The organism is Vibrio sp. SCSIO 43097, assembly GCF_023650755.1.
In the GTDB taxonomy this organism is placed as follows: Bacteria; Pseudomonadota; Gammaproteobacteria; order Enterobacterales; family Vibrionaceae; genus Vibrio; species Vibrio alginolyticus.
In genome coordinates this window covers 1718667-1734007 of the sequence record NZ_CP071841.1, presented here as the reverse complement: position 1 = coordinate 1734007, position 15341 = coordinate 1718667, and the positions used below count along the sequence as shown (strand labels likewise).

Below are 15341 nucleotides of genomic sequence, written 5' to 3'. Positions count from 1 at the left end.
TCCTTAGTCCTGAGCTACTTTAGTTACGCGTAGGTTGATAAGTGCCAATGCGCCAACCAATAGGAAGATAAGCGTTGCTACTGCACTTGCTAGACCGAAGTCTTGACCACCAGCACCTTCGAATGCGATTCGGTAGGTGTAACTTACTAGCAGGTCGGTGTAACCCGCAGGCTCTGATGTACCAATCATGTTTGGACCACCGCCAGTCAACAACTGGATAAGTACGAAGTTGTTGAAGTTAAATGCAAAACTCGCGATCAACAATGGTGTTAACGGCTTCAACATCATTGGTAGTGTGATACGTGTGAAGTTCGTGACAAAGTTCGCACCATCAATTGCTGATGCTTCATATAAATCGTCTGGAATCGCTTTTAGTAAGCCCATACACAAAATCATCATGTAAGGGAAACCAAGCCAAGTGTTCACAATTAAGATCATGGTTTTCGCCATGAACGGGTCAGAGAACCAAGCCGGGCTAATTCCGAATAAGCCTTCCAACAACATGTTGATCTCACCAAAGCTTTGGTTAAACAAACCTTTAAAGATCAAGATAGAAATAAACGCCGGAACTGCATAAGGCAGGATTAGCAACAAACGGTAAACTGAGCGACCTTTAAGTGCTTCCCACTGAACCACACTGGCAAGGACAAGACCAATAACAAGCGTAAACAATACGGTTAGCGCAGAGAAAACAATGGTCCAGATAAAGATACTGATAAACGGCTCTTTGATACCATCATCTTTCCAAACACGCTCAAAGTTGTGGGTACCAATGTTCACCACGAAACCTGGTGACACTGTGCTGCCAACAAATTGACCGTTTTCATCGACAGGCTGGTAGTAACCTACTTCCATATTTGGACGTAGCGTTTCTTCAGTCCGGTTGTTGTAAAGCGTTTCACCATCTTCTTGTAATGTGTACAAAGGCACAACTGCAGCAAATTTGCGCAGCCCACTCATACGGATATCATCACCGCTTGGCAAATGTAAATCGACACTGCTCAACGCACTGCGGTTCTTAACAATCGCCTTGATTGATTCTTTTTCACCCGTCACTTCTTCAATTGGTGAAAGATCAAACTCCGATGCTGAAAGGTTATCAAGCTGAAAAGTCGGGCTTGCAAGTAGCTCACCATCTTTTTCAACCACAAGTTGATGGCCTTGCTCCGTTTTATACAAAGTGAACGGGTAGCTATCACCACTTTGGTAAGTTCGGTCCAAAAGTACGTTCTGAGCGCGATCAAAAGAGAGTTGGTTCTTCGCGCTATAGTTGGTAAACGCCAAACCTATGGTGTACGCCAAAGGAAAAAGAATGAAAAGGATCATCCCTGCTATACCAGGGTAGATGTAACGGTGTGCGTACGTCTTTTTGCTACCAAAGATGAACAACGCTAAAGCGGTAAGAATGAGCGTAAGTAGTGCAAACGCAATCTCACCGCGAGAATACATAAGGATTGTTGCGTAGCCATTGATGATGCCGACTGTGCCTAAAAGTGACCATTTCATGAACACTTTTTTGCTGCTCGGAAGGCTGGCTTCTGGTGCTGTCATAGCATTTGTACCTTGAACTGACTGCATAGGGAACCTGCTAGCGAATATAGAATAAATATAGAAAAGTAAGGAGGAGTTGCCTCCTCCTTAAAAAGGTCTTACTTAATTATTTAGTCATTTGTTTTTCTGCATCTGCAAGAGCTGCATCGACAGTTTGACGACCGTCAACTACGTTGATGATTGCGTTCTTAGCCGCACCCCAGAATGCGTTCATTTGAGGGATATTTGGCATGATTTCGCCGTTCATCGCATTGTCCATTGTTGCTGCGATACGAGTATCTGAATCAAGCTCACGTTGGAACGAGTTAAGTGCTACCGCACCTAGAGGCTTATCGTTGTTAACCATACGTAGGCCATCGTTTGTTAGTAGGTAGTTCTCAATGAACTCAACTGCTAGGTCTTTGTTTGGAGACGCAGTGCTGATACCAGCCGTTAGAACACCAACGAATGGCTTAGAAGATTGACCTTGGAACTTAGGTAGCGTAGTCACGCCGTAGTTAACGCCAGACTTCTCAATGTTGCCCCAAGACCATGGACCGTTAATCGTCATCGCTGTTTTGCCTTGGTTGAACGCAGACTCAGACACGGAGTAATCCATATCCGCAGAGATTACGCCTTTATCAACTAAGCCTTTTACGAAGCTCATTGCGTCTTTAACGCCTTCTTTCGCGATACCAGCGTCTTTAACATCGTAACCTTCAGAAGTGTATTTGAACGCGTAGCCGCCATCAGCCGCCATTAATGGCCAAGTGAAGTACGGTTCTTTTAGGTTCCACATGATTGCAGACTTGCCGTCTTTTTTAAGTTTTGCATCTAATGCTGCAACCTCTTCCCAAGACTTTGGTGGGTTTGGAACTAGGTCTTTGTTGTAGATTAGAGATAGAGACTCAACCGCAACTGGATAGCCGATCAATTTGCCGTCGTAACGTACTGCATCCCAAGCGAAATCAACGATACCTTCTTGAATATTCTTAGAAGGTTTAATTTCTGCTAGCAGGCCAGCTTCTGCGTAACCACCGAAACGGTCGTGAGCCCAGAATACGATATCAGGACCGTCGCCAGTCGCTGCAGTTTGAGGGAATTTGTCTTGAAGGCCATCTGGGTGAGCCACAGTCACTTTAATGCCTGTGTCTTCTTCAAATTTCTTACCAACTTCAGCAAGGCCGTTGTAGCCTTTATCACCGTTGATCCAGATAGTAAGTTGTCCTTCTTCGATGGCAGCATTAGCACCAAAAGAACCCAAAGCAACAAGAGTACCTAGTGCTACAGCGCTTAACTTTTTCATGTTCGTATCCTTTTTATATTTTTGATGTAGGGCTAGTCCATTGAGGTTCAGCCGTATTTCGACATATATCATCTGAAATAATCCAATATGTCTCATCCTCCTAATCCCTACGCCCTTACAATTATGACGTATTTTCGTGATCTAAATCGCCAAGGGTAAGAGACTCAAATCACAAAATGGATAGTTCCTGTGATCGGTTTCAACTTTAGGTGGTGCAATAATGTGATTTCCGACCAACTGCTTTCTTCCTCCTCCTTTTTTACTCCTCCCTTTCTACTCCCCCTACAATTATTTCTATTAGGAGGATGTCGCACTACGCACAATCTTAGAAACTGCAGTCATCCAAGAGTGGATGGTAAGAACCCTTTCCCAGCAGTGCCTACGTATTAGGAAAAAGATTTGCTGGTTTTGCATTGCCAGACGAGTGGAATGTCATTATTAGTGTTGTTTGTGGTAATTATTTCACGGGGGAGACAATACGAATAATGTGGGGGAGAGAAACTCGTACTTGGCTATGATGGGTAGCACTTCTATTCAGGACATTTTATTGAAGTGCTACCCTACTTTTCTTACCAACCGCAAGAACTTACCGATTCCTACTGTTACTGCTCGCTAGATAATTCATATAATGATGAGCGGTGAATAATAAAAAATTGATCGAGGACGAGCTACATGGCGAGTGTCACGTTAAAAAATGTTTGTAAAGCGTATGGCGACGTACTGATTTCTAAGAACGTAGACCTAACAATCAACGAAGGTGAATTTGTTGTTTTCGTAGGTCCATCAGGTTGTGGTAAATCTACCCTTTTACGTTGTATTGCCGGTCTTGAAGACATTACTTCAGGTGATTTGTATATTGGTGACCAGCGCATGAATGACGTCGAACCATCCAAACGTGGTGTTGGTATGGTATTCCAGTCTTACGCTCTTTACCCGCACCTTAACTTATATGACAACATGTCATTTGGCTTGAAACTAGCAAAAGCAGACAAAGCAGAAATCGACAAGCGTGTTGAACAAGCAGCAGAAATCCTACAACTAGGCCACTTGCTTGAGCGCCAACCAAAAGCACTTTCTGGTGGACAGCGTCAACGTGTGGCGATTGGCCGAACATTGGTATCGCAGCCAAATGTATTCCTTCTAGACGAGCCACTATCAAACTTGGATGCGGCACTGCGTGTAAACATGCGTGCACAAATTACTAAGCTACAACGCCAACTTGGTTGTACCATGATCTACGTAACGCACGATCAGGTAGAAGCGATGACAATGGCAGATAAAATCGTTGTACTAGACGGCGGTTATGTATCGCAAGTTGGTAAGCCGCTTGAGCTTTACCATTACCCACAAAACCGCTTTGTAGCTGGCTTTATCGGTTCTCCGAAAATGAACTTCATGAGCGTGTTCATTGATGAAGTAGAAGCAGAGCGCGTCAAAGTTCAACTATCTAACGGCGTATCTTTCTGGATTCCAGTGGATGGTACAACAGTTAACCGCGGCGACCGAATGTCTTTAGGCATTCGCCCTGAGCACCTATTATCCGCTTCTGAAGCTGATGCAAGTATTCACGGTGAAGTGATGATTGTTGAGAAGCTAGGTAACGAAACTCAAGTATACCTAAATCTAGAAGGCGCGGACGCCGACGTTATTTTCCGTCAGCCGGACACGCTTGCAGTCGACACTGGCGATAAAATCGAGATCGGTATTCCAGCTCATCGTTGTCACCTGTTCCACAGTGATGGTCGCGCATGCCGCCGCCTATACAAAGAAAACGGCGTAGAAGTCGAATAGTTCATTCGTCCTTACTCAAAAATCCCTCTCACTTGAGAGGGATTTTTTTATCTTAATAAATATCAGCAATTCGATACTAAATCATTAATCGTGAACGAATCAAATCACCCGTTTCTTCTACCCTCACATAAACCATTGTCTTTGTACTGATACTTCATTTTTAATACTTTTCCTCATCCCTCATAAGTAAGTACCAGCTTTTTCCTAACCCGCCAAACTTAGCCAAAGGGCTAAATATCATTCTTATTTCCACTTACCTCAACAACGCAAATTTTTACACTTATCAACGAAATTACACGTGACAAAAAACTCAGCAGCATTCCACAGAATGCTCTGTGCACTAACTACTAATAACGTTCACGACACGGCAATTGGGGAAGACACCCAAGGGCGGTAGCGTGTCAGAAGGGAAACTGAGTCATGAAACAAAAAGGACTTATCCGCTCTCATGAGATGGAGTTCGCTTTTTTATATCGCATCTCAGATCTTGCTGTCATCGTCTCTTTTATGCTGCTTTTAGTGTTCAAAGACATGAATACTGCGATGGGGAAAGATTACGTCATATTGGCTTTCGTTGGAGGCATCTCTTTTCTATTTATGGCAGAAAGCGGCAATCTGTATCGCTCTTGGCGAACCAGTTCGTTTAAAGAGCAGATGTTTATTGTCTGTGTTGCTTGGGCGGTGACTTCTGCACTTATCTTTGTTGTGCTGTATTTTTCTGAAGTCCATACCTTATTTGATAACACAATTTTAGCGCTGTGGTTTGCGATTACGCCCGCTCTGCTTTTGGCATGGCGAGTAACATTCCGTACCGGATTAGCCTATTTGAGAAAAAAAGGATTCAACACTCGCACTGCAATCATCATCGGCCAAACTCCTCACGGCATTACCCTAGCTAACGAAATTCAAAACCACACAGAACACGGCGTGCTTTTTGATGGCTTTTACGACGAACGATCTTCCGACAGATTGCCAAATTCTGATTATCCTATTAAAGGAGCTGTTGACCACGCCCTTGAGCGAGCTAAAAAAGGGGAAGTAGATTACGTCTATATCGCGATGCCAATGCACGCAAAAGAGCGCATTGCGTCACTTCTTAACCAATTCTCAGATACCACCGCAAATACGTATCTGATTCCCGACTTCTTCACTTATAACCTTTTACATTCTCGTTGGGCGCAGATCGGCCAAGTTCAAACACTAAGTGTCTTTGATACACCTTTTGCTGGAATTTCTTCTTGGGTAAAACGGTTTGAAGACATCTTGTTTTCGAGCATTATTTTGGTCTTAATCGCCCCTATTCTATTCGTCATTGCGATTGGCATTAAGGCAACGTCTAAAGGCCCTGTCATCTTTAAACAACATCGGTACGGTCTTGATGGACGCAAGATTGAAGTCTGGAAGTTCCGTTCAATGACAACCATGGATCAAGGTTCCAACGTGAAACAGGCGACAAAGAACGATCCTCGTATTACGCCTTTTGGCGGATTTCTACGTCGCACCTCTTTGGACGAACTACCTCAATTTATCAATGTACTGCAAGGGACCATGTCTATTGTCGGCCCACGCCCTCATGCCGTGGCACACAATGAAGAATACCGTCAGATCGTGGATCGCTACATGCTACGTCACAAAGTAAAACCAGGCATTACTGGCTGGGCGCAGATTAATGGTTATCGCGGCGAAACCGACACCTTAGAAAAAATGGAAAAGAGAGTCGAGTTTGATTTGGATTACATCCACCATTGGTCGGTTTGGATGGACATCAAAATCATCTTTATGACCGTTTTCAAAGGCTTCACTGGTGCTAACGCTTACTAAGGTTGAGATTATGAAGAAACTGACAATGGCAATAGCATTGAGTCTGTTTTCTACTGACTTGCTCGCAGAACCGATGGCTTACCAAACCGAGTCTGGTATAGAGTTGATTCCCCTCGTAAAAACTTTCTACGAGGGAGATGACAACATCAATAAAGCGGAAAAATCCGGCAATGTAGAGTCAGTCAATATTTGGGGTATAGAACCAAGCTTACTAGCACGTATAGAACGGAATCGCTATCGCGCAGATATTTTATATAAGTTAAAAGCTGGCTTTTCATCTGACGATCGCAACGACTTCGACGACCACACTTTTCAGTTTTCCAACTTTTTCGAATTTAATCATCGCCATCGTTTAGTGGTTGATTACCGTTTTCGCGCCCAGCATGAAGTTCGAGGAGAAGATATTACCGAAGGTAATGGTAGCGCAATCGACTCACCAATAGAGTTCAACCGTAACGATGTAAAAACCAATTATGTCTTTGGATCTAACGGTGCCAAAGGCAGACTCGAATTCGGTTTAGGCTATAGTGATAAAACCTATCAAAACTATCGTGACGGCTTGCCTGGTCGCCCAAACGCTAAAACTAAATACAACGATTTTCGAGCTCCCAATGCACATTTGGAGTTCTATTTAAGAGCGACGCCAAGAACCTATTGGTTAGTCGGAACAAACCAAATCGTAACCGAGTATCAGCACCGAAATTCTGCGCAGCCATCGAAAGATAACAACACCAGTTTCTATTACACCGGTGCCGAATGGGAAGTCACAGGAAAAACCAAAGGCATCGCTCGACTCGGTTATCAAATCAAAGATTTTGACAGCGCTCAACGAGAGACATTTAAAGGCTTTAGTTGGGATATCGGCTTTGAATGGTTGCCTCAAGAACAAACTCTAGTCAGCGTGAAAACCACTCAAGCGGCGGTTAACCCCGATCAAGATGGCGATTACAACCTACAAACTCGTTACCGACTGAACCTGAAGCACGATTGGAATAGTTACCTTGCAACTCGCTTAGGTGCTGTTTATCAACAAGATGATTACACGGGAATCTCCAGAAACGACGATCGATACACTCTATCTTTTGGTATCGATTATCAGATCAAACGTTGGATACAGCTGCAAGCCGATTGGCAATACCAAGATAAAAACTCTAGCCGATCGGGTTATAGCTTCGAACAAAACATTTGGACTTTAAGCGCACAGTTTTCTCTGTAAAAAGGATTATTAATGAAGGCATTCATCAAATTCATGAGTGTAGCGTTGTTGCTATTTAGCACTTTGGTCAACGCTGACTCAAACGAGGAAGATTACTTACTCGATACTGGCGATACCATTTCCGTGCAGGTCTATGGTGAAGAAGATCTTACGATTAAAAATATTCTAATAACGTCAGATGGCTACTTTGATTACCCCTACCTTGGCCGAATTAAAGCAATCAAAAAAACACCAAAACAACTCAAGTACGAAATAGAAACGGGCTTAAAAGGCGATTATCTCATCAATCCAAAAGTGATGGTCACCATCAATAACTTTCGTCTGTTTTACGTTAATGGAGAAGTCAGGAAACCTGGTGGATTTGAGTACCGTCCAGGGTTAACCATAGAGAAGGCCATCGCTCTAGCAGGTGGCTTGACCGACAGAGCCTCACGCAAAGGCATTAACCTCACCAAGCATAAAACAGGTCAAACGATGGAGGGGGTCAGTATGCACCGCAACGTTGAACCTGGTGACATTGTATTTATTGACCAGAGCTTCTTTTAAGTGACAGGGAATCAAATGAACGGGACTCATCCAAATAATCTCCAGATGAACAAAGTAGAACTGATTCGTTTTGGCCATCACTTCAAAGCGATTAAAAAGAATTGGCTAAGCATCGCAGCATTCACGCTTCTGTTCTCATTAACTTGTACTTGGTATATCTACTCCAAAGCATCGATATACCAAGCTACAGCTACGCTACTCATCCAAGAGGAGCAAAAAAGCGCCCTTTCAATCGAGGAAGTATATGGCGTCGACACGACAAAAAAAGAGTACTTTCAAACGCAAATCGCCATTTTAAAATCGAATCATATTGCAGATAAGGTCATTAGAGAGCTGAACCTTACCCAATTACCTGAATTCACAAGCTCAGGGGGGTTAAATAAAAAAATCGACCAAATAAAGTCGATTCCTTTTGTTCAAGACCTACTGAATGTGGCACCAAGCCCAAAAGAAACCGCCCAGTTTTCAGAGTCCTATTATCAGGCACTTCAAGCTTTCAGAAGTAAACTCGATATTGAGCCAGTACGTAACACCCAATTAGTCAGAATTCGCTTTCGTTCTATCGATCCTAAGCTTGCGACGACAATCGCCAACGCGGTCGGCCAAGCCTACATTGACGCAAATTTTGAAGCCAAATTGGTCGTTACACAAAATGCGGCTACTTGGTTGACAAATAACTCTCAAAAATTGGAGGAGCGATTACGTAACTCGGAGCAAGCGCTGCAAGAATTCTTGTTAAAAGAAGGGTTGATCGATATAAACGGTATTGATGAAATTTACGCAAATGAGCTAGAAGAACTCACTCGCAAGCTGAATATCGCTGTTAATAAGCGTATTGAAGCGCAGACGTTAATCCAACTGTTACGACGTAAATCTTCGCAAAGTTTAGACAGCTTGTTGTCAATTGATGAATTCGCTAATCAAGCGCAAATCCGCGATCTAAAATTGTCGGAAGCACAGGCAGCCAAAAATCTCTCTGAACTGGCACAGCGCTACGGACCTAAGCATGATCGAATGATTCAGGCGAAAGCACAGCTTGCTGAAATTCAATCAAGAACCCAGCAACTCATCCGGGACATTTCCTTCAGTAAGCAACAAGACCTTCTTGCTGCAAAAGCGCAAGAGGACATGCTTCGAGCAGAACTCGATAACAAAAAGTCAGACTTCCAATCGTTAGGGTCACAAAAAGCGCGTTACGAACAGTTAAAACGCGAGGTTGAATCCAATAAGGCACTCTATGAAGCGTTCTTAAATCGTGAGAAAGAGACCAACGCCACCAGCGACTACAAGAATGTCACGGCTCGCTTTACTGATAAAGCCATCATTCCTCTATTCCCGGTGGCACCACAACGAATCAAACTGGTACTGATTGCCACCTTTTTTGGCTTTGCCATTGCTTGCGCTCTGGTCATCATCTTAGAAACGATGCGAGAAGTTATCCGAAGCACAACCGATGTGCAGGAAAAACTTGGTGTTACGTGTTTAGGTGTGATTCCTATGGTCAAAAAACGCAATTTGCGTAAAAACGGCGTCAGTTATACCGCGTATTTAGATGATGAAGAAAAGCTATTTAGTGAAGCTTGCCGCTCCGTCAGAACCTCGCTTCTGCTCAGATTAACCAACACGAAGCAAAAGATATTGCCCTTTACCTCTGCTATTCCAGAAGAAGGAAAAACATCGACCAGTATCAATATGGCGGTGTCGTTTTCAAAAATGGAAAAGGTGTTGATCATCGACTGCGATTTACGTCGACCTTCCATCGCAAAGCGATTCGGTATTGCTGAATCAAGCCCTGGCTTAACGCATATCCTGACGATGGATACGCCAATCAAAGATTGTGTTACACATATAAAAGAAGCCAACTTAGATGTATTACCGGCCGGCCTAATTCCGCCAAACCCACAGGAATTACTGGCTTCTGATCGCTTTAAAAAGTTGCTCGAACATTTTCAAAATAAGTATGACCGGATCATTATCGATACACCACCCCTACTGTCAGTGAGTGACGCACTTATTCTTGGTCAGTATGCCAATGGTCTGATCACCGTCATTCGCTCAGAATCAACAAAATCATCACTGGTTAACCTTGCGTTATCTAAACAAATACAACACTCAGTTCCATCTCTTGGCGTCTTAATCACACAAGCCAAGGCCAAGGAAGGAGAGACGCTTTATGTCCAGAAATACGCCTACTAACGTAAACCTATCTTGGTACCAAACGTTGAAAAGCCAAGAACAGCCGGTATTGATCTATCAAATGGGCAAAGTAGGTTCGAGTGCATTAGAGCATTCCATTCCTAACTCGATTCACTTGCACGACCTTATGACCGTCGATGCGCAAAAACAAATATCCCCCGTTAGAGCGCAATTGCATAAGCCTCAGATCAATGCGTTAAAGCGACGACTAAAGCGTATAACGATGAGCCATATGTTAAAGCGCAAGAAAAAAGTTCGAATTATCTCGCTGGTGCGTGAACCGATCGGACGAAATGTCTCAATGTTCTTTCAAGCACTTCCTTTTTGGATGGCGGACAAATATCTAAAGGATGACAGCGCAATACGTACCGAACGACCGCAATTACTCCAAGAAGCATTTGATAAGCACATGAATCATCAATATGCGCTGCAGTGGTTTGACAACGAGATCAAACAACTAACAGGGATTGATGTGTTTAACGAGTCTTTTAATCACGAAGTAGGCTATCAAACATACCATAACAATAACTTCTCGCTGTTGGTCATTCGAAGTGACAAGCTAACAAAGGCTAACTCCGCAGTTGAAGACTTTTTAGGTTACCCCGTGGATGTTGTTTATGAAAATCAATCAGACAACAAATGGTACTCGCCACTAATGAAAGAATTCAAAACGCAATTTCAACCTACACCCGAGTACGTTGAAGAAATGCTGAATTCTAAATTGACGAAGCACTTTTTCTCAAATGCAGAAATCACCGACCTTAAACAGCAATATCTGACCAATTAATCATGAAAACCAAGATTCTACATATTATCAATGATCTTTCTCAGAACGGCGGTGCTCAGAAGTTCTTAGTCGACCTTGTTTTAGAACATAAGCCTGAATACGAAATCAAAATTTTGGTCTTGTGTGATGAAAATGATTACTTACCAATGCTATCCGCCCAAGGCATAGAGTGTTTTAACTGGCGCACATTGCCATTGAGTGAGAAATTCTCTTTGCTGCGTTGGCCGGATGTCGTTCACGGGCACCTCTACCCTTCCATTTACCTAGCGCTATTGGCGGTAGGTAAAAAACGAATCCAGACTGAGCACTGTTCTTATAACCGTCGACGTGACTATCCGCTGTTTAAGTTCATGGAATACGTCTTATATTGGGGCCACGACTTGACAGTCAGTATTAGTGAAAAAGTACAAGATGAACTGGTGAAGTTCATGCCTCGCTACCAACACAAATATCACGTGGTGCACAATGGCGTTGATTTAAAAAGGTTTTCTATGACGCCAAGATGCGCCAGCCACCTAATCGACAAACCAGTTATCAAGATTGGAATGGTGGGCCGACTTCACCAACATAAGGATCATGAAACGCTTATCCAAGCACTTATCCATTTACCAAGACGATACGAACTCCACCTTGCGGGAGATGGAGAAAAAAAATCGTCACTGCAAGAATTGGCAACAAAAATCAACGTCGCGCAACGTGTTCACTTTCATGGCGTAGTTTCTGACGTTCCAGCCTTTTTGAACGACATGGATATTTACGTGCAATCGTCGCACGTCGAAGGCTTTGGCTTGGCGGCGGTTGAGGCCATGGCAGCAGGCTTACCCGTATTATCATCGGACGTACCTGGTTTGGATGACGTCACCGGACGTGCCGAATATTTATTTCAAGTTGGTAACGCCACTGAACTGAGCCAAAAAGTCCTCCAGCTGTGTGAAAGTGTTGAGCGGTACGACGCTGCAAGTCAATACTCAGTCAATAGGGCCTCTCTCTACACCATCGATAAATTTCGTGAAGGTTACTATGGAATCTACCAGCAGCTTTGCGCCAACAAATAGTTCCGCGCCATCGAGCCATCGCGCCTCATTGCTTGCAGCATGCCTATTAGTATTGTTCTTTATTCCAATGAAGTTTCGTGCTGGAGGAATAGCGCTAGCCCCATCTGACATCGCAAGCCTTTTGTCTATTGGTTTTACTGCATTAGTGGTATTGGAAGGAAAAGCTGAAAAACTCATGCATCCCTGTATGGGGTTCCTCGTATTGTTCACTGGGTATGTGTTCATAAATGGTCTGCTAAATCGCGTCCCTTTAATGCCGCTAGTTATAGAAACTGTGCAATGGTTAGCGATTTTGTGCCTACTGAGCCTAATGTACGCCTATGGCGTGTTTGATGACGAACGGGTAATGGTATATTTCACGTATCTGTTGTTTTTCATCTGTACGCTCGTTGCCTTATGGCACTTTGCTCAGGGCTATCAAAGTGGGTTTAAGTTACTCGGGGTAAGTAAATACGGGTTCGGTGTACTGTGCTCACTACTGTACCTTTATCGAGATAAAATTCGCGCTTTCCACCTTTTGATGCTCGTAGCTTTAGTATTACTGGTGTTGTCACAAGAAAGAAAAGCGCTACTTGGTTTTTGTCTGCTTTTCTTCTTTGACCAACTGCTCGTAAAAAACTTAATGAGAAAATCGCTCAGCGAAACGTACACGTGGACGATTTTATTAGCCTTAAGCTTTATTGTGTTTACTGCCGTCACAACCACACTCTACGTTGGGTTTGAAACGCTAGCAGACACATTGGAAATAACCCAAGAAGACGTCTTATTTGCCAACCAAAGTGAAGCCCGCTGGGTATCGAATCTTCATAGAAAACTTTTACTTGCCAATGGGCTAGATATTTTACTTCAACACCCAGTGTTAGGTGTCGGCGCGAAAATGTTACCCAACTTTATGATCAGTTACTTTAACTATGATGAGCTGGCGATCTACACCCACAACTTTGTGTTAGATACCGCAATTGAATACGGATTACTTGGTATCGGTCTGCTGTTTGGTGGTTATTTTCTTTTTATTCGCTTTTGCTTCCGTAGTCTTAATGAAAACAGAAAAAGCCTATTACTTGCGATATACGCCCTCATCATGGTGTTTTTCGTTGCGGTAAACACCACCATAATTTTAATACTCTTATTACCCGTCATGATCAGCATGAGCAACGACTCAAGGGCCATTGCTCATACTTTTCCGGTAAACCATCACCACGAATATGAATAATCAAGGATAGGATAGATGAAGTATTCAATCTCTCGACAATTTGAAAAGAACCGAGAACTCCAAGCTGATAATTTTGTTTTAGTTTACCAAATGGGCAAAGTTGGCTCCTCATCAATTGAGCACACGCTAGGGGAGAAAAATATCCCGAGCTATCACATCCACACCTTTGATGATCACGAAGAATTTCACATGTATCACAATAAAAAAGACGTGAGTAAATTCTTCGACTTCCGAAACCGCGCACTCTATCGCTTAGTGCTCAAGCAGCGAAAACGTATCTTACAAAAACGCGAGCAGATTAAAATCGTTACGCTGGTCCGCGATCCAATCGCAACTGTCTTTTCTCGCTTCTTTCAAGATCTCCATTTGCAATTTATCGAAGGCAAAAAGAACGATGCAATTCACCGAGATATGGAAGTCACGTATCAGCACCTCGAGCATTGCTTTGATAACTATATCAATCTCAACTATTTTGCGGACTGGTTCGACAACGAGTTAAAGCGTAATTTCAATATCGATGTGATGCGCCAAGAGCTGGACAACACTCAACCTTTCTTCACATTCCAGAACGCTCAGGCCAACGTCATGCTAATCAAATGCGAACAGCTCAGTTCTCTTGATAAAGAAATCGGTGAGTTTCTTGAGTTGCAAGACTTCGTGCTGAAAAACAGCAACGAAGCGAAAAACAAGTGGTACTCCAATATCCACCAACACTTTAAGAATCACTACGACTTCTCAAAACTGTTCTATATGTACGATCTTCCCTTGTATCGCCACGTTTATTCAGAGCAAGAGCGTGATGCTTTTAAACACAAATGGATGCAAACACCAGGGACAAAATCATCATGAAGAAAGTGCTCCATGTTACAGAAGCATTTGGAGGTGGCGTTCAAACCGCCCTCTATAGTTATGTTCACTCATCCAGAGACGAGCCTTATCAGCATTTCTTGCTAGCCAGAGCCCGAGAAAACGACTTGACCAATGAGAACAACCATCATATTTTCACACAGACCAAATGGGTGGAAGGCGGTTTACTTCAATTTGTTCGCGATGCAAACCACATGATTGCATCACTTGCGCCTGACGTTGTGCATTTGCACTCGAGTAAAGCAGGATTTCTCGGGCGATTTCTAAAACTTGGCAAGGCGCGCTTGGTTTACACTCCGCACTGTTATGCTTTCGAACGTGAAGATATCTCCGAATTCGCGCGCCAGCTCTATAGAGCGCTAGAGAAAGTAAAACTAAGCAAAATTGATGTGGTGGCAGGCTGTAGCCAACGAGAATGTGACTTGGCGATTAGCATTGGCGTGAAACGTGCCGAACTGCTCAACAACTACGTGTCTTATCAAAGTGAAGATCGTATAGAGCGAAACAAGCAAGAAACGCTGAAGCTCGTTGTACTTGGTCGTGTCACGCCCCAAAAAGATCCTCAGTTTCTTATCAGCACATTGCAGTTCCTTAATCGGTATGCGCTTAACCGCCCGATAGAGATCACATGGATAGGTGGCGGTGACCACGTACTCGAACAGAAATTACGCACTGAAAATGTGGATGTAACGGGCATGCTGCCTCGCGATGAGGTAGTTGAAAAGCTCAAGGGTTCAGACCTTTATCTACATACTGCAGCATGGGAAGGGATGCCGTTAACCATTCTAGAAGCATCCAAGTTACATCTTCCTATGGTTATTCGGACCATCGGCGCAACCAAAGATCTCAACTACCCGTTTTTAGCGCTCACACCTGAAGAAATGGCCAAGCAGATCGCGCATTGTGTCAATCATTATGAAGAGATCGATTTTCGCCAATATACAGCAGGATTAAACGATGCCTTCAGTGAAGAAAAACAGCGCCTCGCACTCAATAAACTTTACGGTTAAATG

General features: G+C 43.4%; 12 protein-coding genes. 10 read left to right on the top strand and 2 right to left on the bottom strand.

The features are described 5' to 3' along the window. Nucleotides 1-3: 3 nt before the first annotated feature. Both malF and malE read right to left on the bottom strand, forming a co-directional pair. Nucleotides 4-1578, bottom strand: a complete 1575-nt coding sequence (malF, locus tag J4N40_RS24145) for a maltose ABC transporter permease MalF (protein ID WP_005375273.1) — start codon at nt 1576-1578, stop codon at nt 4-6. A 79-nt stretch (nt 1579-1657) separates the two neighbouring features. Then, entirely contained in the window at nt 1658-2836 is a 1179-nt protein-coding gene (malE, locus tag J4N40_RS24140; RefSeq protein WP_005375272.1) for a maltose/maltodextrin ABC transporter substrate-binding protein MalE, read from the bottom strand. Nucleotides 2837-3508: 672 nt separating this feature from the next. Between malE and malK the strand changes: the two genes are divergently transcribed. The 10 genes from malK to J4N40_RS24090 all read left to right on the top strand — a co-directional run bounded on the left by malK (nt 3509) and on the right by J4N40_RS24090 (nt 15338). Next, the gene (gene malK / locus J4N40_RS24135) at nt 3509-4627 is read left to right on the top strand and encodes a maltose/maltodextrin ABC transporter ATP-binding protein MalK (RefSeq protein ID WP_005375271.1); all 1119 of its coding nucleotides are present in this window, start codon (nt 3509-3511) and stop codon (nt 4625-4627) included. A 420-nt stretch (nt 4628-5047) separates the two neighbouring features. After that, nucleotides 5048-6448, top strand: coding sequence for an undecaprenyl-phosphate glucose phosphotransferase (locus tag J4N40_RS24130; RefSeq protein ID WP_042521578.1), 1401 nt, complete (start codon nt 5048-5050; stop codon nt 6446-6448). Nucleotides 6449-6458: 10 nt separating this feature from the next. Then, nucleotides 6459-7664: an outer membrane beta-barrel protein gene (locus J4N40_RS24125; RefSeq protein ID WP_017821252.1), complete on the top strand. Its 1206-nt coding sequence runs from the start codon at nt 6459-6461 to the stop codon at nt 7662-7664. A gap of 12 nt (nt 7665-7676) precedes the next feature. Further along, complete coding sequence (locus J4N40_RS24120; protein ID WP_005375265.1) at nt 7677-8210, top strand: polysaccharide biosynthesis/export family protein; 534 nt, start codon at nt 7677-7679, stop codon at nt 8208-8210. A 15-nt stretch (nt 8211-8225) separates the two neighbouring features. Beyond that, nucleotides 8226-10406, top strand: coding sequence for a GumC family protein (locus J4N40_RS24115; RefSeq protein WP_017821253.1), 2181 nt, complete (start codon nt 8226-8228; stop codon nt 10404-10406). Further along, complete coding sequence (locus tag J4N40_RS24110; protein WP_005375261.1) at nt 10384-11193, top strand: putative capsular polysaccharide synthesis family protein; 810 nt, start codon at nt 10384-10386, stop codon at nt 11191-11193. Before J4N40_RS24115 ends, J4N40_RS24110 begins: the two co-directional genes overlap by 23 nt. Before the next feature lie 2 nt (nt 11194-11195). Beyond that, a complete protein-coding gene (locus tag J4N40_RS24105; protein WP_017821254.1) occupies nt 11196-12248 on the top strand; it encodes a glycosyltransferase in 1053 nt (350 codons plus the stop codon). After that, on the top strand, nt 12214-13461 hold the full coding sequence (locus J4N40_RS24100; RefSeq protein WP_017821255.1) for an O-antigen ligase family protein: 1248 nt from the start codon (nt 12214-12216) through the stop codon (nt 13459-13461). Before J4N40_RS24105 ends, J4N40_RS24100 begins: the two co-directional genes overlap by 35 nt. A 15-nt stretch (nt 13462-13476) precedes the next feature. Beyond that, nucleotides 13477-14310, top strand: coding sequence for a putative capsular polysaccharide synthesis family protein (locus J4N40_RS24095; RefSeq protein ID WP_017821256.1), 834 nt, complete (start codon nt 13477-13479; stop codon nt 14308-14310). Further along, nucleotides 14307-15338 carry a glycosyltransferase family 4 protein gene (locus J4N40_RS24090; RefSeq protein WP_250654571.1) on the top strand — a complete coding sequence of 344 codons (1032 nt, stop codon included), beginning with the start codon at nt 14307-14309 and terminating at the stop codon, nt 15336-15338. The genes J4N40_RS24095 and J4N40_RS24090 overlap by 4 nt, the downstream gene beginning before the upstream one ends. Nucleotides 15339-15341 lie beyond the last annotated feature (3 nt).

Bases quoted from the DNA above. Each gene is read 5' to 3' on its own strand.
- malF (WP_005375273.1), bottom strand. From the start codon at position 1,578: ATGCAGTCAGTTCAAGGTACAAATGCTATGACAGCACCAGAAGCCAGC.
- J4N40_RS24100 (WP_017821255.1), top strand. From the start codon at position 12,214: ATGGAATCTACCAGCAGCTTTGCGCCAACAAATAGTTCCGCGCCATCG.
- malE (WP_005375272.1), bottom strand. From the start codon at position 2,836: ATGAAAAAGTTAAGCGCTGTAGCACTAGGTACTCTTGTTGCTTTGGGT.
- malK (WP_005375271.1), top strand. From the start codon at position 3,509: ATGGCGAGTGTCACGTTAAAAAATGTTTGTAAAGCGTATGGCGACGTA.
- J4N40_RS24095 (WP_017821256.1), top strand. From the start codon at position 13,477: ATGAAGTATTCAATCTCTCGACAATTTGAAAAGAACCGAGAACTCCAA.
- J4N40_RS24125 (WP_017821252.1), top strand. From the start codon at position 6,459: ATGAAGAAACTGACAATGGCAATAGCATTGAGTCTGTTTTCTACTGAC.
- J4N40_RS24110 (WP_005375261.1), top strand. From the start codon at position 10,384: ATGTCCAGAAATACGCCTACTAACGTAAACCTATCTTGGTACCAAACG.
- J4N40_RS24115 (WP_017821253.1), top strand. From the start codon at position 8,226: ATGAACGGGACTCATCCAAATAATCTCCAGATGAACAAAGTAGAACTG.
- J4N40_RS24105 (WP_017821254.1), top strand. From the start codon at position 11,196: ATGAAAACCAAGATTCTACATATTATCAATGATCTTTCTCAGAACGGC.
- J4N40_RS24090 (WP_250654571.1), top strand. From the start codon at position 14,307: ATGAAGAAAGTGCTCCATGTTACAGAAGCATTTGGAGGTGGCGTTCAA.
- J4N40_RS24130 (WP_042521578.1), top strand. From the start codon at position 5,048: ATGAAACAAAAAGGACTTATCCGCTCTCATGAGATGGAGTTCGCTTTT.
- J4N40_RS24120 (WP_005375265.1), top strand. From the start codon at position 7,677: ATGAAGGCATTCATCAAATTCATGAGTGTAGCGTTGTTGCTATTTAGC.